Origin of the sequence: Ochrobactrum sp. P6BSIII (assembly GCF_014138065.1) — a bacterium.
In the GTDB taxonomy this organism is placed as follows: Bacteria; Pseudomonadota; Alphaproteobacteria; order Rhizobiales; family Rhizobiaceae; genus Brucella.
This window is the reverse complement of record NZ_JACGXB010000010.1, coordinates 194,075-215,382: the sequence shown is the minus strand read 5'-3', so window position 1 is coordinate 215,382 and position 21,308 is coordinate 194,075. Positions and strand designations below refer to the sequence as shown.

Genomic DNA, 21,308 nt, shown 5'->3' with positions numbered 1-21,308 from the left:
AAGGCGTTCGATGAAGTCAATGCCGGAAAGCCTGTTGAGCGCATTGTTGTGCAGCACCTCGTCATGGGTGCGCACAAGAACATTGTCGTTGGAGACGTCGAGCGAACGAGCAGGAACTGAACTCGCGAGGCCAGATGCGGGTTTGTCAATATTTTGGGCTTGAGGGGTAAAGTATGTTTGTTTGCTGGATAAGGTGATATCCAGCTGCGCATTCATTCGCGGCTATCGAGGGTCTTTACATTCGTTTGGCCGTTCAGCATCATAATGAAGTTCCTTTAAACCACTGCGCAGGGCTTCCGACCCGTTGACCGCAGTGGTTTTATTTTGTCCTTCAGCTAACGAAGCTGTCAAATATTGTGTTTTTGGCCGACAGAAATAATGTGTTGCGCCGACAGGAAATTGATCGAAATATTAAAGGGCGGCGTCTCTCCACCCCCTCCTCAAGATGCTGCAAGCGGCTACTGTTTCAGTGAGCCGCTTTTTTCTTTCATTCGTCTCCGAATGCAACATATTCGCCTGCCATGTTGAAGCGTCCGCAAGGTGCGTTCTCGACGTAGAAATGTATGCTGCCGTCATCGAAGGCCAACAGCCATACAAGTGGATCAGACTTGTATTCGCCGGATAGAGCGTCGTCGTATTGCTCATTGGCCGTGAAGTCGAGCCGTCCCCGTTTCATCGGAATGTCAGCATTGCAGAGAATTTTCCTCGCGTCCATCGGGTCAGCGGCAGTGAAACGGAGATGATAATTTTTGCCCTTCTTCTTCGTGATCTCGATGAAACACTGAGCGCGCTCGCAGTTCCCGAGATATTCGCCAACATAAGGATCGCCAGCGGCAACGGCAGTTGCGTGTGGCGTCGCAATCGATGCCACGGTCAGAGCCTTCAGAAGCAGACCACGCATATTATTCGGTCTTCGTCGCGAACGTTGCCACGACAAAATCCGAAATTGTTCTTCCTGCGAGAACCGCAGCCATTATCATCCCAGCAAAAGCCATCATTCCAAACGGCAAGTTACCAAGGCTGCTTCTGTTGCTACTCGTCGCATACACATAATATGGTATTGCGTTCCATCCCAAGATGAAAACAAAGCGCCAGAACAAGTTAGAAAAGGCTTTTATGTAATTCATCTCATCACCACCGTATTTTCAATGGCGTATTTATTTCTTTGAAAAGTTTAATCATCTAGCCCCATTCCCTTCATGAATTCACCGATCTGTTCAACAGCCTGAAGGCCTGAACGCTGATGCCCGCATTGGAGAAAATGATAAAGGGAAGCCTTATCAGGACAATTGATTCAAATATTGGCGAATATGAATAACTTCATGAACGGCCCGCGAAAGCGCCGAAATCACCAGAATAAAAGAAAAAATCATCGCAAATCCGTTGACGACTCTTGCAATTCAAAAGGCTTGCCTTTCACAACAATTTTTGGGACTGGAAATCTATGAGATTCAAGCGAATACTGAAAGAAAGGCGCAGGAATGACGCAGTGAAAAGAAAGAATACATCCAAGGAAAAACAGGGAGACTTACGAGTTAACCCCTTAAAAATCGGCTATGCTCGCGTTTCTACTGACGTGCAACGCATGGACCTACAATTGGATGCCCTGAAAAACGCGGGCTGTGACTTCATTTTCACCGACCATGGAATATCGGGCGCGACGGTCGAGCGACCTGGTTTGCGGCAAGCCATGGATATGCTTCAAGCAGGCGACACACTCATTGTCTGGCGCTTGGATCGGCTGGGGCGTTCGCTCGTCAATCTAGTCGAGCACGTGAGCAGTCTGGGAAAGCAGGGCGTCGAGTTCAGATCGCTGACCGAAAGTATCGACACAAGTTCATCGGGCGGCAAACTACTGTTCCATATGATCGCGGCTTTGGCTGAATTTGAGAGGTCGCTAATAAGTGAGCGTACTCGGGCCGGAATGGCAGCGGCAAAGCTCCGAGGCAAGCACGTGGGGCGGCCAAGGCGGATAAAGCCAGAGCAGACGCCCGAAACTAATGTGAAGCGGCATGGGTAACCTTGGCCTTTCCATGTCGATTTTTCTGACATACTCCAACCAACGCCTTCACCGAGCTGCACATCTCGGTGAAGGCGGGTTTTCATTACGTCACAAAAAATAAGACATGGAACCTTGGCCTGCGGTGACACAGCTGCGGACGACTGTTTCGGCCTTCGGCCACGGCCATGCCCACGCATGACCTGAAACGAGTCTATGCCGTCCGCTGCCGTATCAACCCATTGCCTTGACGTCGCTTGATGCGGCCCCCTTCATATGCCGAAGCGCAACTAATAGAACGCGCAACGACCGGGTTTCAGACCGTCAGCCTTCTGCGCTTCTTTCTGGCCATTTTCTCGAAATCAAGCCCCTGATACATCGACAGATCAATGTCGCTTGCAAAGGACAGCGAGGCGATGCGGCGAGCCTGCTTGTCTGTGAGCGCCCTGAAGCCGTATTTATCGTGCTCGTCTTCTCCAAGCTGATGGCCGACCTGTAACTTTCGTTCACGGCGGTCAATCTGCTGTTCGGCACTTTCCGAAATATATCCCCCACGTAGCGAGTGGAAGACCTCGTTGCGGGTATCCTTGATTCCCGCCTTTTTGAAGAGCCGCCCCATGTATGAGGATGCCGACTTGCTCGGATTATCCAGTCGCATCAATTCGGAAAACAGGAATTCTTCTCCCTTTTTTACAGCCCAATCGACGAAGCCAATTTCTTTTAGAAAGTTGTGCAGCACGAAGAAGCTAGTGCTGGCCTCGGTCTTGATCGGATTGCGCTGCCATTTACCGTTCAACTGAATAATGCCATTGGTCTGGGCCACCCAGACATCTGGGTACTTTTCCCGTATGTCCGATCCTTTGAGGTGAACGAGAAGGCCGAGGCGGCGACCGGTCAGAAAGCCAAGCAACGGCAGCATGGCATTGTCGAGATAGCCTGTTTCAACACCGGTACGCAGCAGCAACTCCACTTTCTGCCCGCTCAATGGTTCGGCTGCGACTGATGGACGGGCAGTATCAGGGTAGATGAGCTTGGCGCGCGCTATCGGTGTTGCATAATCGTACTGTGTTTGGCCGGAGTTGATCACCGTTTTGATGATCGCCATATAGCCTTCAGAGAGGGTTTTTCGTGCTAGTGGCCGCAGATGAAGGTCCTGATTGTTTTCAATGATTTCCCGCGCGGTTTTGCTGGCGTCACGTTCCTTTTCTTCGGCTGGCCAGTGTTTCAGGAGGTCGATGAATGCCTGCAAATCGGTGCCCGTATAAGTATCGACGGGGTGGTCGCCGATCAATTCAATGAACAGGTCGATACGGAAGCGCGCAATCTTGACGTCCTTGTTTGCCGATGAGGATGCGCTTTCCCGTAGCGCGAGATATTCGGCTGCTATCTCGCTGAACAATGGTTTGCTGGATTGCGAGCGCTCGCTGTAGCGTCTGTCCTGCTTGAACGCAGGGACGGAAGCTTGCTTCGATTTTTTGGATGAATGGTTGAGGGCGGGAGACGGTTGCAACGCGGACGTCGGAACGGTCGCTTCCTGTATCGATAACGAGGGAACAGTTCCCGCATCCTCGCCGTGATTCAATTCGTTCGTCTGCGATTGCTCTTCGGACTGCGATGCTTTGGTGTCGTCTAGCCATTTCTGCCCGAATGACGCAGCCAGCATATGCGCGTTGTCGGCAATCAGGCTGTTATGCGGCTCTCTACGCTCCTTTGCTTCCACCTCACGATTGATGGAAAGCAGATTGCGAATGAGTTCATGGCCTTTTTTCTCATCCTCGGTGGGCGCGCGACCGGGACCACGTATCTGATAAAGAGCGGATTTCAGGACAAAATTATAGAAGTGGCTGTCGATCTCCAGAAGATCAACACCTGTATCATTTTCGTCTCTATGATTCTGGTCTGACATTTTGCGCCCCAATGCCCGACTGATAGAGCGCATAAGGGATGCAAGCTCATCGGCTATTTCGCGGGCTTCCCGCAGTGATAGCGCGCCAAGGCTGATCCTGACAATATAACCGTTCGGGTGGATGGCGTTTTTCGGTGCGCGCATCTGGAACAGAATCGTGTTGCCGTTCCTTATGAGATAGCGCCCAAGCGCGTTAGCGGGACGTTGACTGCCTTGCTTTGATTCCGACGCTATTCGATATTTGAGCGATACATCAGACTGTACATTCAACGATACATTTCCGGCTTTCACCATGACATAACCCTTGATTTATGGGCAAGTCAGTCAGCGAATATGTAGCGAAAACAGTATCTTGGAATTGAATTGGGGGAGAGTGAAAGAGTCGCTGGCGGAGAGGGTGGGATTCGAACCCACGGTGGAGTTACCCCCACGCCGCATTTCGAGTGCGGTACTTTCGACCACTCAGCCACCTCTCCGCATTGTGCAATCCGGTAAAACGATCTATTTAATCGCACCGTCAAACAGCATCAAAAGCGAATGCTAAGTGTGTAGCGGCTCAATAGCGGGCTGATTGCAATTAGACAAGACCTAATTTGCATTCTCTCGTGAAAATTCTTGACTTTTCCCACGTTCCGAACCTATAAGCACCAGACCTTAGGCGTGGGGCAGTCCGCGCCTATTGTTTTGATTGAGGATTTCCGGGTTTCCGGGGCGTCAATCAAGGGGCTCAAGCCCTTCACTTAACCGACTGATAAAAAGACGGCCCATCACTTCGGCGCTAATGTCGTGGAAATGAGAGCCGGACCGAACAACCGAAAGGACAACAAATGTTCGCAGTCATCAAGACCGGTGGCAAGCAGTATCGCGTTGCCGCAAACGACCTGATCAAGGTCGAAAAAGTTGCTGGCGAAGCCGGTGACATCGTAGAATTCGCAGAAGTTCTGATGGTCGGCACGACCATTGGCGCACCAGTCGTCGCAGGCGCTCTCGTAACCGCCGAAGTCGTCGAACAGGGCCGTGCTCGCAAGGTCATCGCGTTCAAGAAGCGTCGTCGTCAGAACTCGAAGCGCACCCGTGGTCATCGTCAGGAACTGACGACCATCCGCATCTCGGAGATCCTCACCGACGGCGCAAAGCCTTCGAAGAAGGCTGCTGAGAAGAAGGCTCCGAAGGCAGAAGCCGCTGAAGGCGAAGCCGCAAAGCCGAAGAAGGCAGCGCCTAAGAAGGCTGCAGCCAAGGCCGAGTCGGCTGAGTAAGTAGAGAGATTAAAGGAGAACACCAATGGCACACAAAAAAGCTGGCGGTTCCTCGCGTAACGGTCGCGATTCAGAATCCAAACGCCTTGGCGTGAAGAAGTTTGGCGGCGAAGCTGTGCTCGCTGGCAACATCATCGTGCGTCAACGCGGCACGAAGTGGCATCCGGGCGCCAATGTTGGCCTCGGCAAGGACCACACTATTTTTGCAACCACGAACGGTTCCGTATCTTTCCGTACGAAAGCCAACGGCCGCACGTACGTATCGGTAGACCCGATCGCGGAAGCAGCAGAGTAAGCCGGGCCTCTTAAAACCACCGGCGTCCCATCGGACCCGGTGTATATGGCAGCCTAGCCAAAAGATCGAAGGGAAGATGGGGCCACCATCTTCCCTTTTTGCATCTGGAGGACAGACAAATGGTTGTCGACGTTTTAGAAGAAGATAGTTACGCAGAAAGCTGTACGAGCCGGAGAGAGCGTTTCGCCGATTTCTCTCCCGGTCTGGCAGCTGATCTGGAGTCTGAATTGGCTCCTGAGTTAGCCCCTGAGTTAGATTGCCCCGTCTTGGTCACCGAAAGGCTGGTTCTGCGCCCGCCGCATGTCGAAGACGTAGATGCCATTTCCTATCTTGCCAACAATCTTCGCGTCTCTGGCATGCTCACTCGCATGCCGCATCCATACACGCGTGAGAATGCCGTCGACTTTGTCGAGCGCGTGCGAAAAGGCGAGATGGGCAATTGCATCTACGCCATTACGCAAGCCGAGACCGGCATCTTTATGGGCTGTTGCGGCATTCATGCGAATAAACATGGCGACGGTCTGGAGATCGGCTACTGGCTGGGCGAGCCCTATTGGGGGCATGGCTTTGCCACTGAGGCTGCTCATTCACTGATTGATCTGGTGTTTCGGGCGACCGCAATCGACCGCCTGCATATTTCCTGCCGGGCGACCAACAATGGATCGCGTCGTGTGATCCACAAGTGCGGTTTCCAGTTCAGCAATATGGGCATGTCGGATACGCTTGCTGCCGGAAACGTGCCCGTTGAACGCTATGTTCTCGACCGGCGCACCTGGATCGGCCTGAGAAGCTGGCAGTCATAAGAACACAAGGCCCTGCGTGTTTCGCAGGGCCGCCTTGAACACATCCCGAAAAGCATGAAGCGGTTTTCGGCAGATGGTCGGGAAAATATAAAGAGAATGGGGAATGCAATGAACGACGCTTATGTGAGTGCACCCGAAAAGATTGTGGTGCGCGCCCTCGATAAGGGCGATCTGCATCGCTATCGCGCTATCAGATTGAGCGCGCTGAGCCGCGCACCGATGTCCTTCGGATCGAGCTTCGAGGAAGAAAATGCCTATTCCGACAGCGTCTTTGCGCGCCGTCTGGAGCAGGTGGATGGCAATATTATCTTCGGTGCATTCGACGGTGAAAATCTGTTGGGCACGGCAGGTATGTTTCGCCACGATCGCAAATCCGAGCGCCATCGCGGAACGCTTTGGGGCGTGTTTGTAGCGCCGGAAGCGCGCGGGCTGGAACTGGGCAAGGCTCTGGTTCAAAAAGTGATCGAACATTCGGCGGCGCAGGTTGTGCTTCTCGATGCCAAGGTGGTGGCGACGAACGAACCGGCAAAGCGAATCTATCATGCGCTCGGCTTCAAGACCTACGGGCTAGAGCCGAAGTCGCTTTTTGTGCAGGGGCAGTATCTGGATCAGGAACTGCTCTATATCGACTTCAGCGAACCTGTCTGGAAAGACAAGTTCTGATGAAATCCAAGCACTGCAACTGTTTGCAGGAAACGGGTTTTGCTGTAATTGCAATTTGGCTCGCGCAAGATGATGCGCGAGCCCGGGTTTAAGGCGCGTTTGCGCCGCAAGAGGTAAGGTTCAATGAAATTTCTCGATCAGGCCAAGATCTATATTCGCTCCGGCGATGGCGGGGCGGGGGCCGTATCGTTTCGCCGCGAGAAGTTTCTTGAATTTGGCGGTCCCGATGGCGGCGACGGCGGACGTGGCGGCAATGTCTGGGTCGAAGCGGTCGACGGCCTCAACACGCTGATCGACTATCGCTATCAGCAGCATTTCCGGGCCAAGACCGGCATGCATGGCATGGGCCGCAACATGACCGGCGGCAAGGGTGACGATGTCATTCTCAAGGTGCCGGTTGGAACGCAGGTTTTTGAAGAAGATGATGAAACGCTGATCTGCGACATTACAGAAGTCGGCCAGCGCTATCGTCTGGCCAAGGGCGGCAATGGCGGTTTCGGTAATCTGCATTTCACGACATCGACCAATCGCGCGCCGCGCCGTGCCAATCCGGGTCAGGAAGGCATCGAGCGCACAATCTGGTTGCGCCTGAAGCTGATTGCCGATGCCGGTCTGGTCGGTCTGCCCAATGCAGGCAAGTCCACCTTCCTGGCCAGTGTGACAGCAGCCAAGCCGAAGATTGCCGATTATCCGTTCACCACGCTGCATCCCAATCTCGGTGTTGCGCGTGTGGATGCGCGTGAATTCGTGATCGCGGATATTCCGGGTCTGATCGAAGGCGCCAGCGAAGGCGTTGGCCTTGGCGACCGTTTCCTTGGCCATGTCGAGCGCACGCGAGTTCTGCTGCATCTCGTTTCGGCGCAGGAAGAAGATGTGGCGAAGGCCTATAAGGTCATTCGCGGCGAGCTTGAAGCCTATGAACATGGTCTTGCCGATAAAACGGAAATTGTTGCTCTGTCGCAGATCGATACGCTCGATCCCGATGCGCGCAAGGCCAAGGTCAAAGCGCTGAAGAAGGCTTGCGGACGCGATCCGCTGCTGCTTTCCGCTGTCAGCCATGAAGGTCTGAACGATGCGCTGCGCCAGCTTGGCGCTGTTATCGACGCGAGTCGTGCGCAGGAAGCCGGAACGGCGAAAGTCGACGAATAAGGCTGAATGCGGCGAGAGGAATGAGAGCATGCTGAAGCAACTGAAAGACTATCGCCGCATTGTTGTAAAAATTGGTTCCGCTCTTCTGGTGGATCGCGCCAAGGGGCTGAAGCGCGAATGGCTGGAAAGCCTGGGGCAGGACATTGCCGCCCTGCATCACGCAGGCGTCGAGGTGCTGGTGGTGTCGTCGGGCGCTATCGCGCTGGGACGCACCGTGCTCGGCCTGCCGAAAAAGGCGTTGAAGCTTGAGGAAAGTCAGGCAGCCGCCGCTGCTGGCCAGATCGCGCTTGCCAAGGCCTATGCCGACGTGCTCGGTGGCCACGGCATCAAGTCGGGCCAGATTTTGGTGACGCTTTCCGACACTGAAGAACGTCGCCGTTATCTCAACGCGCGCGCGACCATCGAGACGCTTTTGAAACTGAAGGCCGTGCCGGTCATCAATGAAAATGACACGGTGGCGACGACAGAAATTCGCTATGGCGACAATGACCGTCTGGCCGCCCGCGTGGCGACGATGATGGGCGCTGACCTGCTGATCCTGCTTTCCGACATTGACGGGCTTTATACGGCACCGCCGCATAAGAACCCGGATGCCGCGTTTCTGCCGCTGGTGGAAACCATCACGCCGCAGATCGAAGCCATGGCAGGCGCCGCGGCTTCGGAACTGTCGCGTGGCGGCATGAAGACGAAGCTCGATGCGGGCAAGATCGCCAATGCGGCTGGAACGGCGATGATCATCACCTCGGGTATCCGCATGGGGCCGCTTTCGGCGATTGATCGCGGTGAGCGTGCGACTTTGTTCGAAGCTGCACGTGCGCCAGTCAATGCCTGGAAAACCTGGATTTCCGGCAATCTGGAACCGGCGGGTCGTCTCACTGTCGATGCAGGCGCTGGCAAAGCGCTGAAATCGGGCAAGTCGCTATTGCCTGCGGGCGTGAAAAATGTCGACGGTCATTTCGAGCGCGGCGATACGGTGGCCGTACTCAATGAAGATGGCCGTGAAATTGCGCGTGGATTGATTGCTTACGATGCCGAGGATGCACGCAAGATTGCCGGGCATAAAAGCGATGAGATCAGCACCATTCTTGGGTATGATGCCCGCGCGGCAATGATCCATCGCAATGATCTCGTGGTGCGCGGCGCAGCCGTGGCAGCCGAGACCGAAAATGCCTGAACAGGGAAAGGCGGGGAGAGGATGCTGAATAAAGTGGAAGCTGGAAGCGACATAGCCGCGATCATGGCCGAAGTGGGCCGCAAGGCGAAAGCCGCCGCAGCACCACTGGCGATTGCTGGCACGGAGCAGAAGAACAAGGCGCTTCTGGCTGCAGCCGATGCCATTCTCGAAAGCCGCGACGCCATCCTCGAAGCCAACAAGCTTGATCTGGCCAATGCCGCCGCGAGCGGAATGGCCGCTTCCTTCGTGGATCGCCTGACGCTCGATGACACGCGCATTGATGGGATCGCGGAGGGCATCCGCGCCATTGCAGCATTGCCAGATCCGGTCGGTGCGGTGATTGCCGAATGGGATCGCCCCAACGGTCTGCATATCGAGCGCGTGCGCACGCCGCTTGGTGTTATCGGCGTCATTTATGAAAGTCGCCCGAATGTAACGGCGGATGCCGGTGCGCTCTGCCTCAAGGCTGGCAATGCGGTGATCCTGCGCGGTGGTTCGGATTCGGCCCATTCGTCTGCGGCTATTCACAAGGCGCTGGTGGCTGGACTGGAAGCTGGCGGCTTGCCTGCCGATTCCATCCAGATCGTGCCGGTGACGGATCGTGCCGCGGTTGGTGAAATGCTGAAAGGGCTCGACGGCGCTATCGACGTGATTGTGCCACGCGGCGGCAAAAGCCTCGTCGCGCGCGTCCAATCGGAAGCGCGCGTGCCGGTCTTCGCGCATCTGGAAGGCATCTGCCATCTTTATATCGACAAGACCGCCGATCTCGACATGGCGCGCAAGATCGCGGTCAACGCCAAGATGCGACGCACAGGCATTTGCGGATCGGCGGAAACGCTGCTGGTGGATCGCGCGGTCGCCTCAACACATCTCGTGCCGATCCTTGAAGATCTGGCCGCCAAGGGTTGCGAAATCCGTGGCAGCGAAGAGGTGAAGGCACTTTATCCGGCAGCCATTGCGGCGAGTGAAGAAGACTGGTCCACCGAATATCTCGACGCGATCATTTCGGTGATGCTTGTCGATGGTGTTGAGGGCGCGATCCGGCACATCAACCGCTATTCCTCGCATCACACCGAAGCCATTGTCGCTGAGGATGCGGAAGCGGTTGCCCGGTTCTTCAATGAAATCGACTCGGCCATTTTGCTGCACAATGCCTCAACGCAGTTTGCGGATGGCGGTGAGTTCGGCATGGGCGCGGAAATCGGCATTGCCACGGGCAAGATGCATGCACGTGGCCCTGTCGGTGTCGAACAGCTCACTTCGTTCAAATATCGTGTTCGCGGTAACGGGCAGATTCGAAGCTGATGCGCTTTGGTTTCGGGCTTTCCGCACTGAAAGAACAGTATCCGGACGTTGACGCGAAATATTTGCGCATGCCGCATGCCGAGAAAGGCATGGCGGTTGGCCTGTTCGGCGGTTCGTTCAACCCGCCACATGGCGGTCACGCTCTGGTCGCGGAGATCGCCATTCGGCGGCTGAAACTGGATCAGCTCTGGTGGATGGTGACGCCCGGCAATCCGCTGAAAGACACCCGCGAACTGGCGCCTCTGGCGAACAGGCTGCGATGGAGCGAAGAAATCGCCAGTGACCCGCGTATCAAGGTGACGGCGCTCGAAGCCGCCTTCAATGTGCGCTACACCGCCGACACGCTGGCCCTGATCCGCGACGCCAATCCCGGCGTGCATTTTGTCTGGGTGATGGGCGCGGACAATCTGGCGTCGTTTCATCGCTGGCAGCGCTGGCGCGAAATCGCCAATAATTTCCCGATTGCAGTGATCGACCGTCCCGGCTCGACGCTGGCATATCTGTCGTCGCGCATGGCGCAGACTTTTTCGCACAGCCGTCTTGATGAGCAATATGCGCCGATGCTGGCCCGTCGCACGCCACCAGCATGGACCTTCATCCACGGGCCGCGCTCATCGCTGTCATCAAGCGCCATTCGCAAGTCCGGCACACGATCTTGATAGTTTGGTGACGGTTTAAACAAGATATATGCGAAAAATGCGAGATAATCGAAAAAGTGAACGGTCCTGTCAGGTCGTGACTCTTGAAACAAAACAGGGACTCTGCCTATCTTAGGTTTGTACGGTGCTTTTACTGCCGTATCGGGTTGTTCTTGTTAGAAAGGCAATACACTGAGAACAGCACTTGAGAAGAAGGCTCTCCACGCGCCTTCACTGGTCAGGATGAACGAGACCGATCTCGTGTCCCAGACCTTCGACGCGGCCTTGGCCAGTCTCGAAAACTCCAAGGCAGAATCCATCATCCCCATCGACATTCGCGGAAGATCAACGATCGGCGATTATATGATCGTCGCGTCGGGCCGTTCGCACCGTCATGTGACGGCTGTGGCCGACCATCTTTTGCAGGCGCTCAATGAAGCGGGCTGCAAGAATGTGCGGGTCGAGGGGCTAGACAGTGGCGATTGGGTCCTGATCGACACGGGCGATATCATCGTGCACATCTTCCGTCCGGAAGTCCGTGACTTCTACAATATCGAGAAGATATGGCTCGATGACGATTTCGACGACGAACGAGCGTTGGAAACCGTCCATTGATCCGTCGCCGCTAAGGTCTGGCAGGCGTTGCGCACATCCCGAAAAGTGTGAAACGGTTTTCGGATAGGATGTGCGTAAAGTAAACGTTTGGAGCGTTGATCCGACGCAATCAGGTCGGAAGCGCTTTGGACCCCTGCCATATTGAGGGCGTGATGCGTGTGAGTGTTTTTGCCGTGGGCCGGATGAAAGCCGGCCCCGAACGGGAGCTGGTCGAGCGCTATTTCGACCGTTTTTCCAAAGCGGGTCCGCCTTTGGGGCTTGAATTCGCCGGTGTGAACGAAATCCCGGAAAGTCGCGGCCAGACGGCAGAATTGCGCAAGACGGAAGAAGCGCAGCGCATCAATGAAGCGCTGGACAATGGCGCGGCCCTTATTCTGCTCGACGAGCGCGGCAAGGCGCTGGGTTCCGAAGCCTTTGCCGAGCGCATCGGACGCATGCGCGATGACGGCAAACGGCAGCTGATTGTTGCCATCGGTGGCCCGGATGGGCACGATCCGGCGTTGCGGTCGCGTGCTGATCTGGTTCTTGCGTTGGGAGAACTGACCTGGCCGCACCAGATCGCCCGCATTCTGATTGCCGAACAGCTCTATCGCGCTGCGACCATTCTAGCGGGGCATCCTTATCACAGATCATGAACCGGGCCGTTCGCGAAAGCGGGAGAACGGGACCATGTGGATCAAGCAACTCGATCACGTTCAACTGGCCATGCCGAAAGGCGGGGAAGACAAGGCGCGTGCTTTTTATGGCGTTCTTCTCGGCATACCGGAAGTCGCCAAGCCGCAGAATCTAGCCGCAAGAGGCGGCTGCTGGTTTGAAAGCGGCGCTTTGAAAATTCACTTGGGCGTCGATCCTGATTTCATCCCGGCGCGTAAGGCGCATCCGGCTTTTATTGTCGGCGCGTTGGAGGCGCTGGTGCAGGCGTTGACCGATGCCGGATATGCGGTGACACAAGATGAACCTCTGGCGGGCTATAATCGCTGTTACGTTTCCGATCCATTTGGAAACCGCATAGAGTTAATGGAGCCGACGGCTCCGTCATCTTGAACTGGTCCGTACCGGTTGGATAAAGTTCGACGAGCCAATGTTTGGGATCGCGGGACTTATGGTTGATGTTTCGTTAACGGTATCGGGATAGGTTGATCGGAGCCTGATTTTTGGCCCTGATTTTAGCCTTGTTTCGCCCTGATAGAACACGCATGAATCCTGTACGTCTTTTCAGCAAGCCCCGGCTGCTCGCTCTAGCGCGGGCGGGCTTTTTTGCGACCTGCGCCTTTTTGGGCGCGGTGGCCTCGCCGCAGCTCGGCTTGGCGCAGGATGCCTTGCAGCAGCAACGCGATCAGGCGGCTGGCGAATATGAGAAGCTGACCGGTGAGATGACCGTCACGGGAGACAAGCTCAAGCAGCTCGAAAGCGAGGTTGCTAGCCTCAAGAAGGACCAGGACACGATTACGGCAGCCCTGATCCAGTCAGCCAAGACCGACAAGAAATTGCAGCAGGACATCGCCGATATTGCCGAAAAGCTGGTCTCCCTGCATGAGCAGGAAGCTGGCATTCGCACATCGCTGCGGGCGCGGCGCGGGGTTCTGGCCGAAGTGCTGGCTGCGTTGCAGCGCATGGGGCTCAACCCGCCGCCTGCTATTCTGGTTCGCCCCGACGATGCTCTTGCCTCAGTGCGCAGTGCCGTGCTGCTTGGTGCAGTGGTGCCGGAAATGCGCGAACAGGTGGAAGAGCTGACGGGCGATTTGAAAGATATGCAGACAGTGACTGCGTCTATCTCGCAGGAACGCGAGAAGCTGCAACAGACCCGCACCACGCAAGCTGAAGAACAGAAGCGTCAGTCACTTTTGCTCGATGAAAAGAAGAAGCTGCAGGCCCAGTCGGAACAGGAAATGGAAGCGCAGCGCAAGCGCTCTGAAGAACTCGCGGCCAAGGCAGGTAGCCTCAAGGACCTGATTGACGGGCTCGACAAGCAGATGGCCGGTGTACGCGATGCCGCCGATGCGGCGCGTAAGGCCGAGGCCGATCGTCTGGCATCGGCCCGCGAACGTGCGGGCGAGGCGACGCCGGATGACAATCATCTGCGCGCGCAGACAAATTTCGCCTCCCTGCAGGGAAAGCTGGTTTTACCGGCAGCGGGCAAGACGTCGCGCCGCTTCGGCGACAAGGATGGTGCTGGCGGCGCCATGATGGGCCAGGTGCTGGAAACCTTGCCGTCTGCCACGATTACGTCACCTTCCGATGGCGTTGTGCTTTATGCGGGACCGTTTAGATCTTACGGGCAACTCTTGATCCTCGATGCGGGCAATGGATATCATATTGTGATGGCAGGCATGGGGCGAATCGACGTGGCGCAGGGCCAGTTTGTACTGGCAGGTGAACCGGTCGGGGCGATGGGAGATAAACTTCTCGCGAGTGTTGCGCCGATAGAGGTGGGCAATGGTGCGCCGTTGCTTTACATTGAGTTTCGAAAAGATGGAAAACCCGTCGATCCGGCCCCATGGTGGACCGAACGGCTTTCTGGAAGGACACAAAATGATACGTAAACTGTCGCTGCTGTTCGCCGGAGCCCTGATGGGGGCATCTGCCATGGTGATGGTGCAAGGCGCTCCAGCTTCGACGGCTTTCGCAGCCGCCAAGGATGCTGACGTCTATAAGGACCTGGCGCTTTTCGGCGATATTTTCGAACGTGTGCGCGCGCAATATGTGACGCCTCCGGATGACAAGAAGCTGACGGAAAGCGCCATCAACGGCATGCTGACCTCGCTTGATCCGCATTCGTCTTATCTCAATCCGGAAGCCGCGCAGGATATGCGCGTGCAGACCAAGGGTGAATTCGGCGGTCTCGGCATTGAAGTCACTATGGACAATGACCTTGTGAAGGTGATTGCGCCGATCGATGATACGCCTGCCTCGAAGGCCGGTGTTCTCGCAGGTGACCTGATCACCAAAATCGATGGTCAGGAAGTGCGCGGACTCAGCCTTAACGATGCGGTCGACAAGATGCGCGGCGAAATCGGTTCCTCGATTGAGCTGACGCTGATGCGTCAGGGCGTCGACAAGCCGATCACGCTCAAGATTGCGCGTGCCGTCATCAAGGTGAAGGCCGTTCGTTACCGCGTTGAAAACGATGTCGGTTATGTGCGCGTGATTTCGTTCACCGAACAGACGGCTGACGATCTCGGCAAGGCGATCAAGGATATTCAGAGCAAGATCCCGGGCGACAAGCTCAAGGGCTTCGTGCTCGATCTGCGCCTCAATCCGGGTGGTCTGCTCGATCAGGCCGTCGCTGTCTCCGATGCCTTCCTCGACAAGGGCGAAGTGGTTTCGACTCGTGGCCGCGATCCGCAGGATGTGACCCGCTTCGATGCCCGCAAGGGCGATCTGACTGACGGCAAGCCGGTGATCGTGCTCATCAATGGCGGTTCGGCCAGTGCTTCGGAAATCGTTGCAGGCGCGCTTCAGGATCATCGCCGTGCGACGGTGCTCGGCACGCAGTCCTTCGGCAAGGGTTCTGTGCAGACGATCATTCCGTTGGGCGAAAACGGATCGCTGCGTCTGACCACGGCGCTTTATTACACGCCGTCGGGCAAGTCGATCCAGGGCAAGGGCATCACGCCAGATATCAAGGTTGAGCAGCCGCTGCCGCCGGAACTGAAGGGTGAGGACGTCGTTCGCGGCGAATCCGAACTCAAGGGCCATATCAAAGGCAATGCCGAAGATGACAATGGCTCCGGCTCGTCGGCCTATGTGCCAGCGGAGCCGAAGGACGATATCCAGCTCAATGAAGCTCTGAAGCTCCTGCGTGGTGAAGTGGCGAATGCCGCATTCCCGCCGGATCCGAAGAAGGGCGTGTTGAACTGATCATTCCATGCTGGATCTGAACAGCCCGTTAGGACTGGATAAGAAACCGCGAAAGCGCGGGGGCGAACGCTCCCGCGCTTTTCGTTGGTCTTTGCTAGGCTTGGGCGCGGCAGTCGTGCTGGGTGTCGCAGGCGGTATGATGTTCACCGTCTGGCAGACCAACCGCGATGCTTTTCGCAAGCCTGAAAAGGCGGCAATTGCCGAGGCGCAAACGCCGCCCGACGCCGCGGTCAAAACTGGGCAGCAGGCATCGACTGCGACCGGTAACACACCCGCGCCAGGCACCGCGCTGCGCGGAACCGGGGGGCAGCAAACCGGCCCGGCAATCATCAAGGTCACGCCTGATATGCCAAATGTCACCGCCGGTTCAGCGGATGGCAATGTCGTCGTCGTGCAGAACCAGCACAAGACGGGGCAGGATCCGCGTGTTGCGCATTTGCCGGAACAGGAACTGGTCGAGCAAAGCGCGACCGGACCATTGCCAGTGCGCGGTGCGGATGGCTTGCGGCCGATGGATGCCTATGCCGTCGGCTGGTCGGGCGCGCGGGGCGCAAGGATCGCGCTGGTCATTGGCGGGCTTGGCCTGTCACAGACCGGTAGCATGGAAGCTGTAGAGAAGCTGCCATCAGAAGTGACGCTGGCCTTCGCGCCGCAGGGTAACAGCCTGCAACGCTGGATGCAGGCGGCGCGTCAGAACGGCCACGAGCTTCTGTTGCAATTGCCGATGGAGCCATTCGACTATCCGCGCATCAATCCGGGACGCAACACATTGACGGTGGATGACGGAGCCGCCAAGAACCAGACGTCGCTTTTGTGGGCATTGTCGCGCATGACCAACTATGCCGGTGTGATGAATTATATGGGTGCACGCTTTACCGGCGAGGCGGATGCCTTCGCGCCGGTGCTGGGCGAGATCGGCAGACGCGGGCTTTATTATCTGGATGATGGCACTTCGGCGCGCAGTCAGGCCGATCAGATCGCGCAAAAGGATGCTGTGCCCTATGCGGCAGCCGATGTGCTGATCGATGCGTCGCAGGACCGTTCGGCTGTGCTCGACCGTCTCAATGAGCTGGAACGCATTGCGCGCGCCAATGGCAGTGCGATTGGCACCGGCTCCGCCTTCGGCGTGACCGTCGATGCAGTGCGGGATTGGGCGAATGAGGTCAAGAAGCGCGGCATCGAAATCGTTCCCGTTTCGGCGCTGGTCCGCGACCCGGAACGACACTAGTTGTTTTTACGCATTATCCTACGCAAAACCGCTACGCACTTTTGCTGGAAATGCTGCATATCATGGAGAATGTCATGTCGAAGCACAAAGGCCCCGTCGATCCTGAAAGCTTGCCCTACCGCCCCTGTGTCGGGCTGATGGTGCTGAACAAGGCCGGTCTGGTCTGGGCTGGACATCGCATCGTCATTCCGGGCGATGAGATGGATGGCGCAACGCAACTCTGGCAGATGCCGCAGGGCGGTATCGACAAGGGCGAAGACCCGGTCGAAGCCGCATTGCGTGAGCTTTATGAAGAAACCGGCATGAAGTCGGTCTCGCTGCTTGCCGAAGCGCCGGACTGGATCAATTATGATCTGCCACCGCATCTGGTGGGGCAGGCCCTCAAGGGCAAATATCGCGGCCAGACGCAGAAATGGTTTGCCTATCGGTTCGAGGGCGATGAAAGCGAGATCGCGATCAATCCGCCGCCCGGTGGGCACACGGCTGAATTCGACAGCTGGGACTGGAAGCCGATGCAGCAGCTGCCGGAACTGATCGTGCCATTCAAGCGCAAGGTCTACGAGGAAGTCGTCGCCGCATTCCGGCATCTGGCGCCGTAATTTTCAGGCACATCCTGAAAAATGCGAGGCTGTTTCAGGATGTGCTCAAATTTTCGCACCCCTCTTGTGTGCTCGACCAACATATTGTCAACTCACTCCAGATGCGCCGGGTGACGGCGCTCTAACCGTTTGTTTTGACGCACATCTCGCCCGAAAACCGTTTCACACTTTTCGGGATGTGCTCTGGAGGGAGAAAAGCGCATGGATGTTGGAAGTCTAATCGTATTTCTTTTTGTCGGTCTCGTCGCTGGCTGGCTGGCCGGCAAGGTCGTGCAGGGCGGCGGTTTCGGCATGATCGGCAATATCATTGTCGGTGTGATCGGCGCGTTTTTTGCAGGCTGGCTTTTACCGCGCCTCGGCTTTTCCGTCGGCGGCGGTATCATTGCCTCGATCATCAATGCATTCATCGGCGCGGCAATACTTCTGATCATTCTGCGCATCGTCAAACGCGTCTGAGGATCAGTTCCATTTCTTGCAAGACCCGGCTTTGTCGAAGCCGGGTCGTTTCCTTTCCCGAAGTCCAGTGAAATGACACCGAATTCCAAACTGTCGCTCGGTCTGGTTCTTACCGCATCGGCTGGTTTCGTTGATGCGATAGCCTTTCTGCAACTGGGCGGTTTCTTCGCTTCCTTCATGAGCGGCAATACCACGCAGCTCGGCGTCGCACTTGCGGGGCAACCCGGCGTTCAAGGCTCCGTGCTGGTCTGGTTTCCCGCGATCCTCATCATACTGTTCTTCCTTGGCGCGTTTTTCGGCACGCTGACCGTGCGCGCCTATGGGCGCTGGGGTAGTCTCTATGTAATGGCCAGCGTCGTGGTGATCTTGCTGGCAGTGGGCGTGCTACGGCGCGAGGGCTCAATGTTCATCCAGCCGGTGCTGCTGCTCGCCGCCGCGATGGGTGCGCAGAATGCTGCCGTACAGCCCATAGGCGCGGCGCGTCTCGGCGTAACCTATGTGACCGGAACGCTTTTCAATGCGGCGGCGGATCTTGCCTGTTCGCTGCGCGGCGAAACGCCAAAGTGGCGCTGGTTGCAACATGTTTCCGTCTGGCTGGCCTTGATGCTCGGCGCTGTTGCCGGTGGCCTCGGCCATGCGTTCATCGGCCTTGACGCATTGTTCGTTCCAGCTGCGATGATTGTCGGCGTTATGATCGCCTATATGCGGCTTAATTGAGCAAGCCTGCTCTCAACTGAACAGCGATTTTTCGCCTTCCACCAGTTCGGAGATGAGAGCCGATACGGCTGTCACGCGTCGCAATGTGCGGGCGGATTCATGATAGGCGAGCCAATAGGCGCGCCGGATCACCCGATCGGGCAGAACCGGCACGAGATCGGGGTCTGCGCGGGCGATGAACGAATGCAGAATGCCGATGCCTGCACCTGCGCGCACCGCTTCCACCTGTCCCAAGGCGCTCGACACCTCGAATGCCGGTTTCCAGTCGCGGCTGATTTCCGGCGCATAGGCGAGCGACGGGTTGATAACCAGATCTTCCACATAGCCGATCAGGCGATGGTGATTGAGGTCGTCTGAATTTTCGGGCGTGCCGTTGGCTTCCAGATAGCTGCGATGGGCATAGAGGCCGAGCGTATAATCGACCAGCCTGCGCGCAATGAGCCGCCCCTGATCCGGACGTTCGACGGTGATGGCGATATCGGCCTCCCGCCGGGACAGCGAAAAGGAGCGCGGTACGGGTACCAGCTGGATGGTGAGGTCTGGATATTGCTGTGTCAGCCGGGCGAGGCGCGGCGCTAGAAAGGTGACGCCGAAACCGTCTGGCGCGCCTATGCGCACCGTGCCTGAAACCGCGACATCCGCATTGCCAACCTGCGCGCGGGCGGACAACATTTCCGCTTCCATGCGCTCGGCGGCAAGCAGAAATTCCTCACCCGCCTGCGTTAGTGTCGAGCCGTTGGTGCGGCGTGTCAGAAGCGTGGTGGAAAGCGCGGTTTCAAGCGCCGTCAGCCGCCGCGCCACGGTGGTGTGGTTCAGGCCAAGCCGCTTGGCCGCACCCAGAATCTGGCCTGAGCGCGCGACCGCGAGGAATATGCGAATATCGTCCCAGTTCATAATGTACTTCGCTTGAACATGATCTTGTCCGAAAACCGTTTCACACTTTTCGGGATCATGTTTCGTACTATGAAAAATGCACAACGGATACGCTTTTCAGCGCCTTGCAATCATGAATTTGCAGAGTCAGGATAGATACAACGATGAGGGCAAGGTGTGTCCTCATAAATGGTAATCAGGGAGGTTTCTCGATGCGCAATATCGGACATTTCATCGGCGGCAAGCATGTTGCCGGTAATAGCGGTCGCACCGCCGACGTTTTCCAGCCGCTCGACGGCACGGTACAGGCCAAAGTCGCGCTTGCCACCAAGGCCGAAGTGCGCGCCGCCGTCGAAAACGCCAAGGCTGCGCAGCCTGCGTGGGGCGCGACCAACCCGCAGCGCCGCGTTCGCATCCTGCGCAAGTTCCTGGAACTCGTCGAAGCCGAATATGACAGCCTGGCCGAACTGCTGGCGCGTGAGCATGGCAAGACCATTGCCGACGCCAAGGGCGATATTCAGCGCGGTCTCGAAGTGGTGGAAGTCTGCCTCGGCTCCGCACATATGCTGAAAGGCGAATTCACCGACAATGCCGGTACGGGCATCGACACCTATTCCATGCGCCAGCCGCTCGGCGTCGTTGCCGGCATCACGCCGTTCAACTTCCCGGCCATGATCCCGCTCTGGAAGGCTGGTCCGGCGATTGCCTGCGGCAATGCCTTCGTTCTGAAGCCATCCGAGCGTGACCCGGGCGTCCCGATGCGTCTGGCGGAACTGTTCATGGAAGCAGGCCTGCCTGCCGGTATCTTCAACGTCGTCAATGGCGACAAGGATTCTGTCGATGCTCTGCTCGACGATCCGGATGTACAGGCCATCGGCTTTGTCGGTTCCACGCCGATTGCCCAGTATATCTATGGTCGTGGCTGCTCGAACGGCAAGCGCGTTCAGTGCTTCGGCGGCGCGAAAAACCACATGCTCATCATGCCCGACGCCGATATGGACCAGACCGTCGATGCGCTCATCGGCGCTGGTTACGGCTCGGCAGGCGAACGCTGTATGGCAATTTCCGTGGCTGTTCCGGTCGGTGAAGACACCGCCAACCGCCTGATGGAAAAGCTCATCCCGCGCGTTGAATCGCTCAAGATTGGCCCGTCCACCGACAATTCCGCCGATTACGGCCCGGTTGTCACGCAGGCCGCCCTTGATCGCATTCGCGGCTATGTCGATCTCGGCGTCGAAGAAGGCGCGAAGCTGGTTGTCGATGGCCGTAACTTCAAGATGCAGGGCTATGAAAATGGCTTCTACATGGGCGGCTGCCTGTTCGACAATGTGACGCGCGACATGCGCATCTATAAGGAAGAAATCTTCGGTCCGGTTCTTTCGGTCGTTCGCGCCAAGAACTACGAGGAAGCGCTGGCTCTGCCGAACGATCATGAATATGGCAACGGCGTCGCCATCTTCACCCGCGACGGCGATGCGGCTCGCGATTTCGCAAGCCGCGTTCAGGTCGGCATGGTCGGTATCAATGTGCCGATCCCGGTTCCGATCGCTTACTACACTTTCGGCGGCTGGAAGGCTTCCGGCTTCGGCGATCTCAACCAGCACGGCCCGGATGCATTCCGCTTCTATACAAAGACCAAGACCGTCACCTCGCGCTGGCCGTCTGGGGTTAAGGATGGAGCTGAGTTCGTCATCCCGACGATGAAATAACCATTAGTTTGCAAACGAAACCCCGCCTTCAAGGCGGGGTTTTTCTTTCGCCGGTGGTTTCC

At 56.9% G+C, this 21,308-nt stretch carries 22 protein-coding genes and 1 tRNA gene; 19 read left to right on the top strand and 4 right to left on the bottom strand.

Going from position 1 to position 21,308, the window contains the following annotated elements:
• Nucleotides 1-487: 487 nt before the first annotated feature.
• Nucleotides 488-901, bottom strand: a complete 414-nt coding sequence (locus FHW00_RS15825; protein ID WP_078340920.1) for a hypothetical protein — start codon at nt 899-901, stop codon at nt 488-490.
• Nucleotides 902-1,489: 588 nt separating this feature from the next.
• Between FHW00_RS15825 and FHW00_RS15820 the strand changes: the two genes are divergently transcribed.
• Nucleotides 1,490-2,020, top strand: coding sequence for a recombinase family protein (locus FHW00_RS15820; protein WP_445558006.1), 531 nt, complete (start codon nt 1,490-1,492; stop codon nt 2,018-2,020).
• Between the two features lie 295 nt (nt 2,021-2,315).
• Here the strand turns inward: FHW00_RS15820 and FHW00_RS24555 are convergent, their stop codons facing one another.
• Nucleotides 2,316-4,199 (bottom strand): hypothetical protein, encoded by a 1,884-nt coding sequence (locus FHW00_RS24555; protein WP_445558005.1) that lies wholly within the window; start codon nt 4,197-4,199, stop codon nt 2,316-2,318.
• Nucleotides 4,200-4,291: 92 nt separating this feature from the next.
• Nucleotides 4,292-4,381: transfer RNA gene (locus FHW00_RS15810), tRNA-Ser, on the bottom strand.
• A 351-nt stretch (nt 4,382-4,732) separates the two neighbouring features.
• On the opposite strand from FHW00_RS15810, the gene rplU reads away from it, so the two are divergent.
• The 17 genes from rplU (at nt 4,733) to FHW00_RS15725 (ending at nt 18,664) form a co-directional block, all read left to right on the top strand.
• Nucleotides 4,733-5,161 (top strand): 50S ribosomal protein L21, encoded by a 429-nt coding sequence (gene rplU, locus FHW00_RS15805; RefSeq protein WP_078340917.1) that lies wholly within the window; start codon nt 4,733-4,735, stop codon nt 5,159-5,161.
• A gap of 25 nt (nt 5,162-5,186) precedes the next feature.
• Nucleotides 5,187-5,456 carry a 50S ribosomal protein L27 gene (gene rpmA / locus FHW00_RS15800; protein ID WP_010661520.1) on the top strand — a complete coding sequence of 90 codons (270 nt, stop codon included), beginning with the start codon at nt 5,187-5,189 and terminating at the stop codon, nt 5,454-5,456.
• 119 nt (nt 5,457-5,575) lie between these two features.
• Nucleotides 5,576-6,259, top strand: a complete 684-nt coding sequence (locus tag FHW00_RS15795; protein ID WP_078340916.1) for a GNAT family N-acetyltransferase — start codon at nt 5,576-5,578, stop codon at nt 6,257-6,259.
• 108 nt (nt 6,260-6,367) lie between these two features.
• Nucleotides 6,368-6,922, top strand: a complete 555-nt coding sequence (locus tag FHW00_RS15790; RefSeq protein ID WP_078340932.1) for a GNAT family N-acetyltransferase — start codon at nt 6,368-6,370, stop codon at nt 6,920-6,922.
• A 123-nt stretch (nt 6,923-7,045) separates the two neighbouring features.
• Nucleotides 7,046-8,071, top strand: coding sequence for a GTPase ObgE (gene obgE / locus FHW00_RS15785; RefSeq protein WP_078340915.1), 1,026 nt, complete (start codon nt 7,046-7,048; stop codon nt 8,069-8,071).
• Between the two features lie 28 nt (nt 8,072-8,099).
• Nucleotides 8,100-9,245 carry a glutamate 5-kinase gene (proB, locus tag FHW00_RS15780; RefSeq protein WP_078340914.1) on the top strand — a complete coding sequence of 382 codons (1,146 nt, stop codon included), beginning with the start codon at nt 8,100-8,102 and terminating at the stop codon, nt 9,243-9,245.
• A gap of 21 nt (nt 9,246-9,266) precedes the next feature.
• On the top strand, nt 9,267-10,550 hold the full coding sequence (locus FHW00_RS15775) for a glutamate-5-semialdehyde dehydrogenase (RefSeq protein ID WP_078340913.1): 1,284 nt from the start codon (nt 9,267-9,269) through the stop codon (nt 10,548-10,550).
• The gene (locus FHW00_RS15770) at nt 10,550-11,209 is read left to right on the top strand and encodes a nicotinate-nucleotide adenylyltransferase (RefSeq protein ID WP_078340912.1); all 660 of its coding nucleotides are present in this window, start codon (nt 10,550-10,552) and stop codon (nt 11,207-11,209) included. The genes FHW00_RS15775 and FHW00_RS15770 overlap by 1 nt, the downstream gene beginning before the upstream one ends.
• A gap of 222 nt (nt 11,210-11,431) precedes the next feature.
• Complete coding sequence (gene rsfS, locus FHW00_RS15765) at nt 11,432-11,803, top strand: ribosome silencing factor (protein ID WP_078340911.1); 372 nt, start codon at nt 11,432-11,434, stop codon at nt 11,801-11,803.
• 152 nt (nt 11,804-11,955) lie between these two features.
• Nucleotides 11,956-12,438, top strand: a complete 483-nt coding sequence (rlmH, locus tag FHW00_RS15760) for a 23S rRNA (pseudouridine(1915)-N(3))-methyltransferase RlmH (protein ID WP_078340910.1) — start codon at nt 11,956-11,958, stop codon at nt 12,436-12,438.
• Nucleotides 12,439-12,472: 34 nt separating this feature from the next.
• Complete coding sequence (locus FHW00_RS15755; RefSeq protein WP_078340909.1) at nt 12,473-12,847, top strand: VOC family protein; 375 nt, start codon at nt 12,473-12,475, stop codon at nt 12,845-12,847.
• Nucleotides 12,848-12,999: 152 nt separating this feature from the next.
• A complete protein-coding gene (locus FHW00_RS15750; protein ID WP_078340908.1) occupies nt 13,000-14,346 on the top strand; it encodes a murein hydrolase activator EnvC family protein in 1,347 nt (448 codons plus the stop codon).
• Nucleotides 14,336-15,664: a S41 family peptidase gene (locus FHW00_RS15745; protein ID WP_078340907.1), complete on the top strand. Its 1,329-nt coding sequence runs from the start codon at nt 14,336-14,338 to the stop codon at nt 15,662-15,664. Before FHW00_RS15750 ends, FHW00_RS15745 begins: the two co-directional genes overlap by 11 nt.
• Before the next feature lie 7 nt (nt 15,665-15,671).
• The gene (locus FHW00_RS15740) at nt 15,672-16,892 is read left to right on the top strand and encodes a divergent polysaccharide deacetylase family protein (protein ID WP_078340906.1); all 1,221 of its coding nucleotides are present in this window, start codon (nt 15,672-15,674) and stop codon (nt 16,890-16,892) included.
• A 74-nt stretch (nt 16,893-16,966) separates the two neighbouring features.
• The gene (locus tag FHW00_RS15735) at nt 16,967-17,491 is read left to right on the top strand and encodes an RNA pyrophosphohydrolase (RefSeq protein WP_078340931.1); all 525 of its coding nucleotides are present in this window, start codon (nt 16,967-16,969) and stop codon (nt 17,489-17,491) included.
• 201 nt (nt 17,492-17,692) lie between these two features.
• Entirely contained in the window at nt 17,693-17,947 is a 255-nt protein-coding gene (locus tag FHW00_RS15730; RefSeq protein ID WP_078340905.1) for a GlsB/YeaQ/YmgE family stress response membrane protein, read from the top strand.
• Between the two features lie 72 nt (nt 17,948-18,019).
• Nucleotides 18,020-18,664, top strand: a complete 645-nt coding sequence (locus tag FHW00_RS15725; protein WP_078340904.1) for a YoaK family protein — start codon at nt 18,020-18,022, stop codon at nt 18,662-18,664.
• Between the two features lie 12 nt (nt 18,665-18,676).
• Here FHW00_RS15725 and FHW00_RS15720 read toward each other — a convergent pair whose 3' ends face one another.
• A complete protein-coding gene (locus tag FHW00_RS15720) occupies nt 18,677-19,558 on the bottom strand; it encodes a LysR family transcriptional regulator (RefSeq protein ID WP_078340930.1) in 882 nt (293 codons plus the stop codon).
• A gap of 191 nt (nt 19,559-19,749) precedes the next feature.
• On the opposite strand from FHW00_RS15720, the gene FHW00_RS15715 reads away from it, so the two are divergent.
• Nucleotides 19,750-21,246 carry a CoA-acylating methylmalonate-semialdehyde dehydrogenase gene (locus FHW00_RS15715; protein ID WP_078340903.1) on the top strand — a complete coding sequence of 499 codons (1,497 nt, stop codon included), beginning with the start codon at nt 19,750-19,752 and terminating at the stop codon, nt 21,244-21,246.
• Nucleotides 21,247-21,308: the final 62 nt, after the last annotated feature.